This is a genomic window from Rhodococcus sp. NPDC059968 (genome assembly GCF_042738615.1).
Lineage (GTDB): Bacteria > Actinomycetota > Actinomycetes > Mycobacteriales > Mycobacteriaceae > Rhodococcus_F.
The window spans coordinates 72421-87652 of sequence record NZ_JBHWUE010000043.1 but is presented as its reverse complement, the minus strand read 5'-3'; the positions used below and the strand labels follow the sequence as shown (position 1 = coordinate 87652).

At 67.4% G+C, this 15232-nt stretch carries 12 protein-coding genes; 6 read left to right on the top strand and 6 right to left on the bottom strand.

Annotated elements, in window-relative coordinates; genetic code table 11:
• Nucleotides 1-536: 536 nt before the first annotated feature.
• On the top strand, nt 537-1091 hold the full coding sequence (locus ACFWAY_RS29525) for a transglycosylase family protein (protein WP_378513056.1): 555 nt from the start codon (nt 537-539) through the stop codon (nt 1089-1091).
• A 78-nt stretch (nt 1092-1169) separates the two neighbouring features.
• Here the strand turns inward: ACFWAY_RS29525 and ACFWAY_RS29520 are convergent, their stop codons facing one another.
• A complete protein-coding gene (locus ACFWAY_RS29520) occupies nt 1170-4148 on the bottom strand; it encodes a UPF0182 family protein (protein ID WP_378450120.1) in 2979 nt (992 codons plus the stop codon).
• A 154-nt stretch (nt 4149-4302) separates the two neighbouring features.
• On the opposite strand from ACFWAY_RS29520, the gene ACFWAY_RS29515 reads away from it, so the two are divergent.
• The gene (locus ACFWAY_RS29515; RefSeq protein ID WP_378513055.1) at nt 4303-4914 is read left to right on the top strand and encodes a PPA1309 family protein; all 612 of its coding nucleotides are present in this window, start codon (nt 4303-4305) and stop codon (nt 4912-4914) included.
• A 4-nt stretch (nt 4915-4918) separates the two neighbouring features.
• Here ACFWAY_RS29515 and ACFWAY_RS29510 read toward each other — a convergent pair whose 3' ends face one another.
• Nucleotides 4919-5941, bottom strand: a complete 1023-nt coding sequence (locus ACFWAY_RS29510) for a PDZ domain-containing protein (protein WP_378513054.1) — start codon at nt 5939-5941, stop codon at nt 4919-4921.
• A 113-nt stretch (nt 5942-6054) separates the two neighbouring features.
• Here ACFWAY_RS29510 and ACFWAY_RS29505 point away from each other — a divergent pair, with 113 nt between their 5' ends.
• The 3 genes from ACFWAY_RS29505 to ACFWAY_RS29495 all read left to right on the top strand — a co-directional run bounded on the left by ACFWAY_RS29505 (nt 6055) and on the right by ACFWAY_RS29495 (nt 9846).
• Nucleotides 6055-7482: a zinc-dependent metalloprotease gene (locus ACFWAY_RS29505; protein ID WP_378513053.1), complete on the top strand. Its 1428-nt coding sequence runs from the start codon at nt 6055-6057 to the stop codon at nt 7480-7482.
• 118 nt (nt 7483-7600) lie between these two features.
• Nucleotides 7601-8494: a hypothetical protein gene (locus tag ACFWAY_RS29500; RefSeq protein ID WP_378450116.1), complete on the top strand. Its 894-nt coding sequence runs from the start codon at nt 7601-7603 to the stop codon at nt 8492-8494.
• Nucleotides 8491-9846: an ABC1 kinase family protein gene (locus ACFWAY_RS29495; RefSeq protein ID WP_378450115.1), complete on the top strand. Its 1356-nt coding sequence runs from the start codon at nt 8491-8493 to the stop codon at nt 9844-9846. Before ACFWAY_RS29500 ends, ACFWAY_RS29495 begins: the two co-directional genes overlap by 4 nt.
• A gap of 86 nt (nt 9847-9932) precedes the next feature.
• On the opposite strand, the gene ACFWAY_RS29490 is transcribed toward ACFWAY_RS29495, so the two are convergent.
• Nucleotides 9933-10274, bottom strand: coding sequence for a WhiB family transcriptional regulator (locus tag ACFWAY_RS29490; protein WP_378513052.1), 342 nt, complete (start codon nt 10272-10274; stop codon nt 9933-9935).
• Nucleotides 10275-10725: 451 nt separating this feature from the next.
• Nucleotides 10726-12864: an ATP-dependent DNA helicase UvrD2 gene (locus ACFWAY_RS29485; RefSeq protein ID WP_378513058.1), complete on the bottom strand. Its 2139-nt coding sequence runs from the start codon at nt 12862-12864 to the stop codon at nt 10726-10728.
• Between the two features lie 80 nt (nt 12865-12944).
• Between ACFWAY_RS29485 and ACFWAY_RS29480 the strand changes: the two genes are divergently transcribed.
• Complete coding sequence (locus ACFWAY_RS29480; protein WP_378513051.1) at nt 12945-13199, top strand: mycoredoxin; 255 nt, start codon at nt 12945-12947, stop codon at nt 13197-13199.
• Here the strand turns inward: ACFWAY_RS29480 and nudC are convergent.
• Together nudC and ACFWAY_RS29470 are read right to left on the bottom strand one after the other, a co-directional pair.
• Nucleotides 13196-14107 carry an NAD(+) diphosphatase gene (nudC, locus tag ACFWAY_RS29475; protein WP_378456656.1) on the bottom strand — a complete coding sequence of 304 codons (912 nt, stop codon included), beginning with the start codon at nt 14105-14107 and terminating at the stop codon, nt 13196-13198. The genes ACFWAY_RS29480 and nudC overlap by 4 nt on opposite strands.
• Nucleotides 14108-14127: 20 nt before the next feature.
• Entirely contained in the window at nt 14128-15195 is a 1068-nt protein-coding gene (locus tag ACFWAY_RS29470) for a potassium channel family protein (protein ID WP_378513050.1), read from the bottom strand.
• Nucleotides 15196-15232 lie beyond the last annotated feature (37 nt).

Below are 15232 nucleotides of genomic sequence, written 5' to 3'. Positions count from 1 at the left end.
ATATACACTCTAATTTTCGTCGGCCGGTTCTTTTTTTTAAAAGATACTGGTACCTCTTACCCCCACCACACAGTGGCGGGGGGGGCCCGGGGCGCCCCACGACTGCGCGCGGGGCACTCCTGCATTGCACGGCCTCGCCCTACACCACCGGGATCCGATTCCCGGCCATTTCGACGTGAGCCGCTGCACAAATTCGTGGTGATCCCCACCACATAACAGCGGGGTAACGAATAGGGTCCGAAACGATATCGAGGCCGGTTGACCTGCGCAAACAAGGAAAATTTGCCGTCGACGCCGGACAGCTGTCCACCATTTTCGCCAGGTGAACTGCGGGCGAAGCTCCCGTACGGTCGCTCTCGGCCCGAAACAACCGGGCGAAAGCCGGCCCGCCGCTGCTAGCTCTGCCCCGCGGGTTCGGAATCCCCGAAACCTTCGAGGGGCAGGGACGCGGCACAGAATCGCAGCCCGGCGTGACGACGCTGACGTCGTCGCCCGCAGGCCGGCCACGCCAGCAAGCGCGGAGAGGATTGACCCGCATGACCAATCACAGCATCAGCAAGCGTGCCCTCGGCTGGATCGCCGTCACCGGAGCCGTCGTCGCCGTCCCACTCGGACTGAGCACCGGCACCGCCTCCGCCGCTTCCCACAACTGGGACGGCGTCGCCCAGTGCGAGAGCGGCGGCAACTGGGGAATCAACACCGGAAACGGCTACTACGGCGGCCTGCAGTTCTCGCAGAGCACCTGGGAGGCCAACGGCGGCGCCGGTTCGGCATCGAGCGCCAGCAAGGCCGAGCAGGTCCGCGTCGCCGAGAATGTTCTCGCGACGCAGGGCCAGGGTGCGTGGCCGGTGTGCGGTCAGTACCTGTCCACCGGTGGCGGCGGCGTCGCCGAGGCTCCCGCACCCGCTCCGGAGCCCACCCCGGCTCCCGCCCCCGCGGCTCCGGCTCAGGTCCAGGCACCCGCCCCGGTCCAGCCCGCCGCACAGCAGGCACTGGACTCCGCGCGTCAGGTCGCCGAGCAGAACGGCTACGGGCAGCAGTTCCAGCAGCTGGTGGACGCCAACCCGCAGTTGGTCGACGCACTGCGCTGATCTTCCGATCAGACATAACGAGGCCCTGTCATCCGAACCGGATGACAGGGCCTCGTTCTCTCTGCGGCTGAAGCGCCTCTACTTCGGGATCGCCTCGTACGCGGCGACCGCCTTCTGGACGCGGGCGAGGGCGGCGCCGTAGGCCGCGAAGTCACCGCTGCGCTGCGCCGACGTCAAGGCGTCGAGCGACGCGTCCAACTCCGCCACGGCCGCCGAGACATCCGTGCCGGACGGCGGTGTCGCCGGGGCGGTCGGCGCCGGTGCCGCACCCTGACCGGTTGGCGGCGTGGCTCCGGTCTCCGGAGGCGTTCCTTCTTCCGCACTGGGTGCCGTCGCCACCGAGCCCGTGCCGGCACCGAACACCTGGTCGAGCGCCTGCGCCAACGTCGGGGCGTACCCGACGCGCACACTGTTACTCGGCGGTGGCTCGCGGTAGCTCACCAGCACTCGGGACAGCTGCGGGAACGTCGACGTGTTCGGGCCCGTCGAACTTCGCTCCGTATACATCGGTTCGACGTAGAGGATGCCGCCGTCCGCGATCGGCAAGGTCAGCAGGTTGCCGTACTGAATCTTGTTCGATCTCTCGAGCAGGGTTCTCTCCGACGCCACCCGTGGATCCGAGATCATCGAGTTCTGCGTCTGCTGCGGACCCTGGGTCTGCGTGTCGGTCGGCAACTGGAGCACCGTGAACTTGCCGTAATTCTCCGGATCCGATTTCACCGACAGATATGCGGACAGGAACTCGCGACTGTAACCCACCATCGCACTGGTCAGATTGAACGACGGTTTCCCGGTCTCGGGATCACCGACCAGCACGTAGTACGGCGGCTGGTTCGCGCTCGTGTCGATCGTGGGATCGCTCGGCACCGACCAGAACGCGTTGTTGGTGAAGAACTCCTTCGGATCGTCCACGTGGTACTTGGCGAGCATCTCTCGCTGCACCTTGAACAGGTCCTCGGGATAGCGGAAGTGCGCACGCAGCTCGTCGGGAATCGAATCCGCCGGCTGAACCGCATCCGGGAACACACCCATCCACGCATCGAGCACCGGATCGTTCTGGTCCACCTGGTAGAGCTTCACGGTGCCGTCGTACGCGTCGACGGTGGCCTTCACCGAGTTGCGGATGTAGGACACCTCCTTACGGGGCAGCAGGCGGCCGGTGTTCTGGTCGATGCTGTCCTCGACGAGTCCGTCGAGCGAACTGCGCTGGGCGTACGGGTAGTCCTGCAGAGTGGTGTAGGCGTCCACGATCCACACGACCTTGCCGTCGACGACGGCCGGGTACGAGTCGCCGTCCGCGGTCAGCCACGGGGCGACGTGCGTGACCCGGTCCCGCGGGTCCCGGTTGTAGATGATCTTGGAATCCGAACCGATGGCACCGGAGAACAGGATATTGCGCTCGGTGTACTTGGCCGCGAACGCCAACCGGTTGAACCAGTTGCCGATCGGCACACCACCCGAACCGGTGTACGTGTAGCGCGACGTGTCGGTGTCGTACTCCCGCGGGTCCGAACCCTCGGATCCGCCGACGATCGCGTAGTCGGCGTCCGTGTCGGCGATGACCTCGCCGTAGTAGATGCGCGGCTGCTCGACCGGAATGACCTGATTACCCGCCTCCTGCGAGGCGATGTCGCTGACCATATAGACGGGGTAACCGCTGTTACTGTTGGCGGCTTCCTCCGCGGACTCGCCGGCAGCGGCGTTCACCCGGTTCGCGGGGGCCGCGACCAGCCCGTTGCCGTGCGTGTAGACCGTGTGCTTGTTGATCCAGTCGGTCTGGTTACCCGTCAGGCTCTTGGACGACAATTCGCGCGCCGCGACGATGTAGTCACGCAACTGCCCGTCGATGTCGTAGCGGTCGATGTCGAGCGTCGGCGGGAAACCGTAGAAGTTCTTCAACTGCTGCTGCTGGGTGAACGTCCGCGACAGGATGTTCGGATCGAGCAGTCGCGTGTTCTCGATGGTCGTGACGTCGGCGGGCACGTCCCGCGGCGGCGTCGTTCCGTACCCCTGATAGTCCTGGTACTCGACCTTGTCGTCGGTGATTCCGTATGCCTGTCGGGTGGCGGCGATGTTCCGCTCGATGTACGCGCTCTCCTTGTCGGCGGCGTTGGGACGCACCGAGAACTGCTCCACCACGAGCGGCCACACCGCGCCGACCAGGATCGAGGAGAGCACGAGAAGAGCTGTCGCCATTGCGGGAATCCGCAGATCGCGGAGGAAGATCGCCGCGAAGAACGCGCCCGCACAGATGACCGCGATGGCCAGCAGGATCAGCTTCGCCTGCAGCACCGCATTCATGTCGGTGTAGCTACCACCGGTGAACGTGGGTTCCTTGCGGCTACTCGACAGCAGCGAGTAGCGGTCGAACCAGTACGCGACTGCCTTGAGGAGAATGAACGTTCCCGCGAGCACCGCCAACTGGACTCGCGCCGCATTGGTCAGTGCCCCGCCCCGGCCCGCCAGCTTGAGACCGCCGAAGATGTAGTGCGTCACCAGGCTCGCGAAGAACGCCAGCAGAACCGCGACGAACAGCCAGTTGAGGACGAAACGGTAGAACGGCAGATCGAACGTGTAGAAGCCGACGTCGAGGCCGAATTCGGGATCGGCGACGCCGAACGCGCCGCCGTTGATGAACAACTGCACCGTCACCCAGCTGGACTGGGCGATCAACCCGGCGAGCAGTCCCACCGCGATCGGAATGGCCAGGCCGAACAGGCGCAGCCGAGTCATCACCGTGGTGCGGTACCGCGCCACCGGATCGTTGGGACCCGACACCGGGACGAACACCGGCCGCGAACGGTAGGCGAGCAGCAGTGCCAGCCAGACGATTCCGCCGACCACGACCCCGACTACGAGGAAGAGCAGCAGACGGGTGACGAGGACCGTGGTGAAGACACCACGGAATCCGACCTCACCGAACCACAACCAGTCCGTGTAGGTACTGATGAGCCGAGGGCCCACCAGCAACAGGGCCGCGACGACAAGCGCCAGCACCAGCAGCACTCGGCTGCGTTTGGACAACGACGGTAAACCTGCGGGGGGCCGCATGCCCACGTGCCACACTCCAAGAACTCGGCGACGCTGTCGCGCCGCGATCATCTGCACCGTTCGTTCGTCCACACCCGAACAGCGAGGGCGTGACCGTTTCGTCCCACTCTACGTAACAACCGAGAGATGCCGCCGCCGGTCCTGTTCCGGGGGTGCGAAGATGGGTCTCGTGAGTGAAGAGAATGTGAACCGAGTGACGGACGCCCTCGCCCGCTGTGTGCGCGAGGTGGTCGAATTCGTCGATGCCGGAGGGTGGGATCAGCCGCCCCAGATGTTCGCACTCGTCCCGACCGAACTGCTCGCGGCCGCCGAACCGAGCCTGCTCGACCAACTCGCCGACGGCGCGGAATTGACGCCGGTGGAACAGGATCCGTTTCCCGACGACATCGACGGCGGGTCGCGCGCACTCGACGAGTTCCTCGCCACCACCAGTTGGCCGGAGTCCGTGGTGGGGTGCGCCCTCGTTCAGGAGATCGTCGTTCTGCCGCCCGAGGCGGAGTCCGATCTCGACGACGCACTCGTCCCCCTGCTGTCCGATCGCGATGCCGCCGACGACGCCGCGCGGGCCGCGGCCGAGTCGCACCCCGACCGCCGGTCCGCCCGGTTGATCGCCGCCGTGCTGCGCGACGGACCGTCGTTGTGCCTGATGCAGTTGCGCCCCGACGAGGACGCCGACCCGTACGCCGGGATCGAACTCCTCACCTACGAGGATCTGGCGCCGAATCTCATCAGCGCGTTGTACGCCACCCTCGACGCGACCGAGGAGGACTGACCGCTCAGCAGTGCGGCGCGTCGGCTCCGGCATCGATAGCCTCGAGCGCGTCGACGGCTCCGTCGAGGTTCTCGACCTTCACCAGCCGGAGCCCGTCGGGTGCACCCTGGCGTGCTTCGTCGCAGTTCTTCGCCGGCACGAGGAACGTCTCGGCGCCCGCCTCCTCCGCGGCGATCAACTTGTACTTGATGCCGCCGATGGGGCCGACGTCGCCGTCGGAGTCGATCGTTCCGGTGCCGGCTACGAACTTGCCACCGTTGAGTTCGCCCGGGCTGAGTTTGTCGATCACGGCGAGGGTGAACATGAGCCCTGCCGAGGGGCCGCCGACGTCGGCGAGGTTGAAGTCGATCGTGAACGGGACGTCCGGGATCTCCTCGGGAGTGATCCCCAGGTAGCCCTTGGACTCGTCGTCCGGGCGTGCGCCGAGCACCACCCGCACCGTCGTCTCCGCGCCGTCACGCCGGATCACGATCGGCACCTCGGTGTTCGGGGGCACATCGGCCACCGCCTCCTGCACGCCACCGACCGTCGACACCGGCTTCCCGTCGACACTCACCAAGACGTCGCCCTCGCGCAGTAGTCCGTTGGAGGGGCCGTCCTCACCGACCTTGGCGATCCGCAGGTCCACCGGCTGGCCCAGGAAGTGGAGTGCGGCGAGTTCGGCGCTGTCCTCCGACTGCTGGAAGTCGGCGTCGTTCTCCTGCTTGACCTCGTCCTTCGACTTGTCGGGCGGGTAGACCTCCTCGCGGGGGACGATGCCCTGCCGCCCACTGGCCCACAATCCGAACGCTTCGAACACGTTGAGGTCGTCGCGGACGGCGACCGTCGTCATATTGAGGTGGCCGGTGGTGTCGTCGACCTCCGTTCCCTCGATGGCGACGACTTCCTCACCACCCACTTCGCCGAGCGTGTTGAACGTGGGTCCCGGCCCGAGGGCCACATACGGCACCTTGATCACCGTGCCGAGAATTCCGAGTACCACGATCGGGGCCAGCGCAGCCAGAAGCGTCACGATCCGTCGATTCACCTGGACCAGCGTAGAGCGCGAACCCGTAGACGCCGCTGTCGGCCGTCCGCGTGTTCGCCGTCAGCGTGACGTGGTGGACAGCCACGGAACCATGCGCCTTGTACCGTTGAGTCATGAGCAATCCGCCCTTCGGCTTCTCCAAACCCGACGACGATCCCGATCGTGACAAGAACACGGGGGATCAGAACGGGCCCGACCGCGACAAGAACGCGGGCGGTTCCGACGACTTCGGTTTCGGGGCGGGTGGTTTCCCCGCCGGGGGCTTCGACCCGGCCTCCCTCGGCCAGATGCTGACCCAGTTCGGCCAGATGCTGAGCGGGATGGGCACGTCGATGGGTTCCGGGGAGCAGACCGGCCCGGTCAACTACGAGATCGCGAAGAAACTCGCGCGCCAGCAGATGGGGTCCGTCGCGCCCATCACCCAGGGCAACTCCGAGGCGATCGCCGATGCCTCACGGCTCGCCGAACTGTGGCTCGACGCCGCGACGACGCTGCCCGCGGGCGCGACGAAGACTGTCGCGTGGACGCCCAACGACTGGCTCGACAACACCCTCGACACCTGGAAGCGGCTGTGCGACCCCGTCGCGGAGAAGGTGTCCGGCATGTGGGTGCAGGGGCTGCCCGAAGAAGCGCAGCAGATGGCAGGCCCGATGATCGGGATGATGAGCCAGATGGGTGGCCTCGCGTTCGGCTCCCAGCTCGGCCAGGCCCTGGGCCAGCTGTCGAAGGAGGTGCTCACCTCCACCGACATCGGTCTCCCCCTCGGTCCGGCAGGCACGGGCGCACTGCTCCCCGCCGCGGTGGAGCGGTTCAGCAAGGGGCTCGAGCAGCCCGACCGCGAGATCCTCGTCTTCCTCGCCGCACGCGAGGCCGCCTACCAGCGCCTGTACAGCCACGTCCCGTGGCTGCGTCAGCGTCTCCTCGCCACCGTCGAGGAATACGCCCGCGGCATCACGATGGACTTCTCGGCCATCGAGGACATGGCGAAGGGACTCGACCCGTCCGCGCTGACCGATCCGTCGCAGCTCGAGAACATCCTGCAGCAGGGCGCGTTCGAACCGCAGACCACACCCGAACAGAAGCAGGCGCTCGAGCGACTCGAGACACTGCTCGCCCTCATCGAGGGCTGGGTCGAGGTCGTCGTCGCGTCGGCGCTGAACGACCGCCTTCCCGGCGTCGCGGCCCTCAGCGAGACGCTGCGCCGTCGGCGTGCGACCGGCGGACCCGCCGAGCAGACGTTCGCGACGCTCGTCGGACTCGAACTGCGTCCCCGTAAGGTCCGGGAGGCCGCGCAGCTGTGGACCCGCCTCACGTCCGAGTCGACCGTCGACGCCCGTGACGGTGTGTGGGCCCACCCCGACCTGTTGCCCGACTCGTCCGATCTCGACAGCCCGGATTCGTTCGTCGAACGTGTGCTCGGCGGCGGCGACGGCGGCGACTTCGACAATCCGATGGCGCAGCTGGAGGCAACCGAGGCCCGCGAGCGGGCCGAGGAGGCCGAACGCGGCAAGTCCGGCAAGGACGACCAGCCCGAGTCCTGACCTCCTGATCTCACCAATTTTCGATAGCGGGAAATCCACAGGTCGAAGCGCGTTTCGGCCTGTGGACAACCCGCTTTTTCCGCGCTGATGCCCGGTCGTGGCCTGCGATCCTCAGCGGGTGACCATCCAGCCCACACCTCACGTCGGTGTCACTCTCGATCCCCGGATCGCCGTACTCGTCCGCCCTGACGGGCGCGTGCAGTTCGGCTGGGATCCCGAGCGCGCGCTCGTACTCGCCCCGCCGCCCGGTGTCCGGACCGAGCAACTCCTCGCCGTCGTCCGACTGCTCGACGGGAAGAACTCGCGGCCGCACATCCTGTGGACTGCCGTCGGGCACGGCCTGGCACCCACGGACGTGTCGAAGCTTCTCGGCGACCTCGACCGGGCCGGTCTGATCGATGTCGCCGGCACGTCCCCCGTCGCGGACACGATCCCGATCCGCGTGCACGGGCGCGGACCGCTGTCGGATGCGGTGTCGGCCGGACTCACGGACGGCGGCATCCGAGTCTCACGCTCCTTCCGTTATTCCGCCGACGGCGACGTCCGGCGGTGGAACGCCCTGTGCGTCGTGCTCGCGGACGATCTGGTGGCGGACCCTCGGCTCGTCGCGGATCTGGTCCAGAACGGGATACCGCACCTGCAGGTCCGGCTGCGTGACGGTCGCGGTGTGGTCGGCCCGCTGGTGCTCCCGGGCCACACCAGTTGCCTGCGGTGCGCCGACCTTCTCCGCGCCGCGTACGACGAGGACTGGCCGCACCTGTCCGCTCAGCTCCTCGGGACGGTCGGGCACGCGAGCCCCGCCGTGATCATGGCCACGGCCGCAGTCGCCCTCGGCCAGCTCGAGGCCGTCTTGTCCGCCCCGCGAGGCGCGCCGCCCAGCAGCCTCGATACGACGCTCGAGATCGATCTCGGCGCGCACCGGCTGGTGACCCGGCGCTGGCCGCGGCAGGCGAGCTGCAGCTGCACGTATCTGGCACCCGCCGTGGGCGAATCGAACCGGCTTCGGTCATGATGCATGATGGTGGGGTGTCCGACATCCCCCGCAGGAGTTCCGCCCGCACCGCCAAACTCGCGAGCATCCCGTTGGGGATCGCGGGGCGTGCTGCGATGGGCTTCGGCCGGAAGCTGACCGGCGGCGACAGGGACGAGATCGACGCCCAGCTGAGCGCGAAGGCCGCCGAGCAATTGTTCGCGGTCCTCGGCGAACTCAAGGGCGGCGCCATGAAACTGGGGCAGGCGCTCAGCGTCATGGAGGCGGCGATCCCCGAGGAGTTCGCGGAGCCCTACCGTGAATCGCTGAACAAGCTGCAGGCGCAGGCGCCTCCCCTGCCCGCGCGGGCAGTCCACAGAATGCTCGACCAGCAGCTGGGCACCAAGTGGCGTGACCGGTTCCAGTCGTTCGACGACACCCCGACCGCATCGGCCAGCATCGGCCAGGTGCACCGCGCGGTGTGGGCCGACGGTCGCGACGTGGCCGTCAAGGTTCAGTACCCCGGCGCGGACGAGGCCCTGCGCGCCGACCTGAAGACGCTCGGCCGGTTCGCGGGACTGTTCGCCTCGGTCATGCCCGGCGTCGACGTGCGCCCGGTCATCGACGAGTTCACGGCCCGCACCGAGGAAGAGCTCGACTACCGGATCGAGGCGAACAATCAGCGCCGCTTCGCCAAGGTGTACGACGGGGATCCGCAGTTCGCAATTCCGCACGTGGTCGCCAGTGCCCCCAAGGTGGTGGTCACCGAATGGATGTCGGCGAAGCCGCTGTCGGCCATCATCGCCGACGGCACCCCCGAGGAACGCAATACCGCGGGCGCATTGCTCGCGGAGTTCCACTTCGCCTCCCCCACCCGCGTCGGCCTGCTTCACTGCGACCCGCATCCGGGTAACTTCATGCTGCACAGCGACGGCCGCCTCGGTGTCATCGATTTCGGTGCCGCGGCACCGTTTCCGCACGGCCTTCCCCCGGTGCTCGGGTCGATGGTCCGGCTGGCGCTCCACGAGCAGTTCGACGAACTGACGGAGTTGCTGCACGCCAACGGATTCGTCCTGCCCGGCCGAACGGTCACCGACAAGGAGATCGCGGACTACCTGCGTCCCGTCACCGACCCGATCCGTACCGAATCGTTCCACTTCACCCGCTCCTGGCTGCAGAAGGCCGCGGGTTCCGCCACCGACTTCAACAGTGCGCAGTTCCGGACGGCCCGGGCACTGAATCTGCCTGCGGAGTATCTGATGATCTTCCGGGTTCTCGTCGGCTCGGTGGGAATCTGCGCTCAGCTGGACGCATACGCGCCGTACATGGAGATCCTCACGCGGTGGCTCCCCGGGTTCGCCGAGCCTGCCCCCGAGGACGAAGACACCGTCTGACCCGAAGTCGCAGAACGGGCGTTCGCCCGGCCCACTCGTGTGAGTGGCCGGGCGAACGCCCGAATTCTCCCGCCCCGTATCGGTTTCTACGCACAGACCAGAGTCTGCGTCTTGCGTGGACGTCCCCGGGAGCGCTTGCGGGCGATCACGACACCCTGGTCGAAGATCTCCCCACCCCACACGCCCCACGGCTCACCCCGATCGAGGGCCGCGTCGAGGCAGCGGGAGCGGATCGGGCAGGACGCGCACAGCGCCTTCGCCTGTTCCAGCTCGGTGGGAGAGTCCGCAAACCACAGGTCGGGATCATCGACCCGGCAGGGCAGGTCACCACGGGCGGACACTTTCTGAACAAATCCGCTTGTGGCGGTTGAGGTTTCGGATACTCCTCGGCATGTCACGGTAGACACGTCCTTCTCCTCTGCTCTCATTGCGACGGTCAATCTCTTCGGTTCGATGAAGTGGGTGCGAACCAGAGCCGAGGCTGCGAGCGGGAAAAGTGCTCGAACTACAAAGGCCACGGTCCGCGATGCGGGTCCGTGGCCTTGAAAAGACGGTGGGAGTTGATCTACCGAGGAATTCCTCGACAACTCCGATACACGGACTCGACTGCTGCTGCGGGACGACGACGGGCTGCCGACCAGGCAATCGCCGGTGCCGCTTCCGCCGCGTTCATGCCGAACAGTGCGGAGGCAGCAGCGACTGCCGTCTCATGTGCTTGGAACTTCGTCATTTCACTGCCACCTCCATTTCTTTTCGATCCGATGTGAACCACACGGGTCTCCCCGCGCACTGAAACCACAGTAGGCAATTCTCCAGAACCGCACAACCTATTTTTGACCTGCAGTGATGCGAACTACTTCCCTGCCCCGTGGGAATCGTTCAGCGACTACCGCTTCCCTTGATCACACCGAGGACGTCCTCGCCGAACTGCTCGAGCTTCTTCGCCCCGATCCCGGGGATCGCGACGAGCCCGCGATCGTCCTGCGGCCGCTGCTCGGCGAGAGCCGTCAACGTGTTGTCGCTGAACACCACGTACGCCGGGACACTCAGTTCCCGCGACTTCTCGAGCCGCCACGACCGCAGCGATTCGAGCAGTTCCATGTCGACGTTCGACGGGCACCCCTCGCAGCGACCGAGCATGGTCGCGGTCGTCCCGATCAGCGGTTTTCCGCACAGCCGGCACCGCGGACGCTTCTTGTTGCTCTTGACGGGCGCCGCGATCCGCGAGGCAGGTGAATCTTCGGGGATGAGTCCGTGCAGGAACCGCGAACGGCGCCGTGACTTGCGGCCGCCCTCGTTCCGGGACAGCGCCCACGACATCTGCAGGTGCTCCCGGGCGCGGGTCACGCCGACGTACAGCAACCGGCGCTCCTCCTCGACAGCCGCCTCGTCCGGTGCCGAGTTGGCGTCGCCGAGCACGTGCTGGATGGGCAGCGTTCCGTCGGTGAGCCCGACGAGGAACACGGCGTCCCACTCGAGTCCCTTGGCGGCGTGCAGGGACGCGAGTGTCACACCCTGCACGACGGGTGGGTGCCGCGCCTCGGCCCGCAGGCTCAGTTCGCGCAACAGCGCGTCGAGGGTCAACTCCGGATCCTGGGTCAGCTGTTCCTCAGTGAGCGCGACCAGCGCCGACAGCGACGACCACCGTTCGCGAGCCTGCGCACCCGCCGGTTCCGCGTCCGTCAGCCCCAGCGGAGCGAGGACCGCGCGGACGAGCGTGACCAGGTCGGCGCCGACCGCATCCGGCAGGTCGTCGCGACCCGCGGCCTGCCGCAGCGCCGCCACCGCCTGACGCACCTCGGTGCGCGTGAAGAATCCCTCACCGCCCCGCACCTGGTACGGGATGTCGAGCTTCGTCAGCGCCTGCTCGTGCACCTCGGACTGGGCGTTGATCCGGTACAGGACCGCGATCTCCGCGGCCGGAGTGCCGGACGCGATGAGCCGCTTGATCGTGCGCGCCACCCCGGCGGCCTCCGCCGGCTCGTCGTCGAACTCGACGAAACTCGGCTCCGGTCCGGAGTCGCGTTGACCGATCAGCTGCAGACGGGTGCCCGCGATCCTGCCGCGGGCCGCTCCGATCACCCGGTTCGCCATCGACACGACCTCGGGGGTGGAACGGTAGTCGCGCTCGAGGCGCACGACGGTGGCCTCGGGGAACCGGCGCGAGAAGTCGAGCAGGTAATTGGGTGTGGCGCCCGTGAACGAGTAGATGGTCTGGTTGGCGTCGCCGACGACGGTGAGGTCGTCCCGCTCCCCGAGCCAGGCGTCGAGGACACGCTGCTGCAGCGGAGTGACGTCCTGATACTCGTCCACGACGAAGCACCGGTACCGGTCGCGGAACTCCTCGGCGACAGCCGAATGCTCCTCGAGTGCCGCCGCCGTGTGGAGCAGCAGATCGTCGAAGTCGAGGAGCATCCCGTCTTGGCCCCGGGCCTTGAGTTGCTCGTAGCCGTGATACACCTCGGCGACCTTCGCCGCGTCGACCGGCGCCTCCCGGCGTAACTTCGCCACTGCCCGCGGGTAGTCCTCGGGCGCGATCAGCGAGGCCTTGGCCCACTCGATCTCACTCGCCAGGTCGCGGACGCTCTCCGTGCTGGTGGACAAGCCCACCCGTCCGGCGGCGGACGACACGACCGCGTACTTGCGGTCCAGCAGCCGCCAGTCCGTGTCGCCGATCACCTGCGGCCAGAAGTACCTCAACTGTCGCAGCGCGGCGGCGTGGAACGTGCGCGCCTGGACCTGCGCTCCCCCGTCGCCGATCCCCAGGCTGCGCAGCCGGCCGCGCATCTCGCCTGCCGCGCGTGCCGTGAACGTGACCGCCAGCACCTGGCCCGCGGCGACGTGCCCACTGGCCACGAGGTGCGCGATACGCCGGGTGATGGTCCGGGTCTTCCCTGTTCCGGCCCCCGCCAGCACACACACCGGGCCCCGGGGAGCGAGTACCGCTGCGGACTGTTCGGGATCGAGACCGGTACTCGTCACCTCTGCTGCGCCGGCTGCTGACATGGCGTCCATCATGACAGGGGCAACCGACACGGCGCGAAGCGGACGAACACCGCAGTGGGAACACACGACGGGGTCGTGGTGTTATATCCGCCGTGACTGCTACCGACACCCCTGCCCTGACCATCTACTCCACCACCTGGTGCGGCTACTGCCGGCGCCTGAAGACGCAGCTGGACGAATCCGGCATCGGCTACGAGGAGATCGACATCGAGGACGATCCGGCATCGGCGGAGTTCGTCGGCAGCGTCAACGGCGGCAACCACGTCGTCCCCACCGTCAAGTTCGCCGACGGCAGCACCGCGACCAACCCGTCGTTGTCGCAGGTCAAGACGCTCCTCGGCGTCTAGGACTCCGTCGCTGCTCCCGCCCAGGACTCGATGATTCCGCGGGCGATGGAAATCGAGCCCGGGAGCAGCAGCGGGGCGTCGGTGTCCGACGCCCAGTCGCCGAGTTCGAGTGCCGTGCGCACCTCGTCCCGGGTGAACCACCGGGCCTCGGCGATCTCGCCGTCCGCGAACGTCAGCGGGGCCTCGGGATCGCCGACGGCCGCGAACCCGATCATCACCGAACGGGGAAACGGCCACGGCTGACTGCCGAGGTAACGCACGTCACGGACGTCGACACCCACTTCTTCCTTGATCTCCCGCACGACGCACGTCTCGAGCGATTCACCGGCCTCGACGAATCCGGCCAGGATCGAGAACCGCCGCGCCGGCCACGTGGGCTGCCGGGCCAGCAGGACGCGATCTCCGCCGTCGTGCACGAGGCAGATGACCGCCGGATCGGTGCGGGGGAACTCCTCGTGCCCGGTGCTCGTCGAGATCCGCGACCACCCCGACATCGTCGGCTCCGACGGCGCACCGTCCAGCGCGCTGAAACCTGCGCTGTCGTGCCAATTGAGCATCGCGAGGGCCCCCGTGAGCACGCCGGCGTCCGCGTCGTCCAGCGTCCCGCCCAGAATCCGGAGATCGGCCAGCTCGCCGGTCAGCGCCTGCACCCGCACCGCCCACACGTGCCGGTCCTTGCGGATGCCGAGGAACACCGCCCCCCGTTGCGGTTCCGGGCCGAGTTCGGTGGCGTCCGCGAACACCAGTCCGTCGTCGCCTACCCGCACCTGTCCGCGGTGATTGACGCGCAGCAGCAGCGCATCCCGCCAGCCCGCTCGCAGCGCGTCCGTGTCCGAACGCAATTCCTCGGCCCGCCCGACAGCGGAGCGGGACAGGAGCGGGGTGTCGTTCAGCCGGAATGCAGTCACGCCGTCGACACTACTGCCGATCAGTTCGCGACCCGACGGATGTACAGCAGTCGGTCGTTCTCCTCGATCGAATCGACCTCCGGTGAGCCGACCCGGATCAGCCGCCCGTCCCGCACCACACCGAGCACGATGTCCGCGAGGTGACGCGGGGAGCCGCCGATCTCGTCCCGCTCCACCGGGCGCTCCGCGATGGCGAAACCGGCCTCCGGAGTCAGGAGGTCCTCCATCATCTCGACGACGCTCGGCGTCTTCGTGGCGATGCCGAGGAGCCGGCCCGCGGTCTCGGAGGACACGACGACCGAATCGGCGCCGGACTGCCGGAGCAGATGTGTGTTCTCGGATTCGCGGATCGCCGCGACGATCTTCGCCTTCGGTGCGATCTCGCGGGCCGTCAGCGTCACCAGCACCGCGGTGTCGTCACGGTTGGCCGCGACGATGATCGCCGACGCATTCTGCGCGCCCGCCAACCGCAGCACGTCCGATTTGGTGGCGGACCCGTGGACCGTGACGAGGCCCTTGCTGGCCGCCGAGTCGAGCACCACGTGGTCGGTGTCGACCACCACGATCTCCGATGGCGGAACGTCGTCGCCGAGCATCGCGTCAATCGCGGTGCGTCCCTTGGTTCCGTAGCCGATCACCACGGTGTGATTGCGCACGTGCTGCCTCCAACGCTGAATTTTGAACGCCTGCCGGGAGCTCTGCGTGAGCGCGGAGAGAGTCGTACCGACCAGGACGATGAGGAAGAAGATTCGAAGAGGCGTGATCAGGAGAACGTTGACGAGCCTCGCGGACGGGGTGAACGGCGTGATGTCGCCGTAGCCCGTCGTCGACAACGACACCGTCGCGTAGTAGATGCAGTCGAGCAGCGACAATTCGTTGTCCTGCGCGTCGCGGTAACCCGCCCGGTCGATGTAGACGATGAGAACCGCCAACCCCAACGCCGCCAGGGCGATACCCACGCGGCGGTAGATCGCCCGCGCCGGACTGGTCTGCAGCTCCGGAATCCGGAGCACACCCACCAACGCGAAGTCGGGCCGGTCGGTCAGGGTGTCCGACCTGCTCAATCTCTCACGCAGCCTACCGGCCATATGTTCGTCTCCACGTTGCACTGAACTCCGACATCGG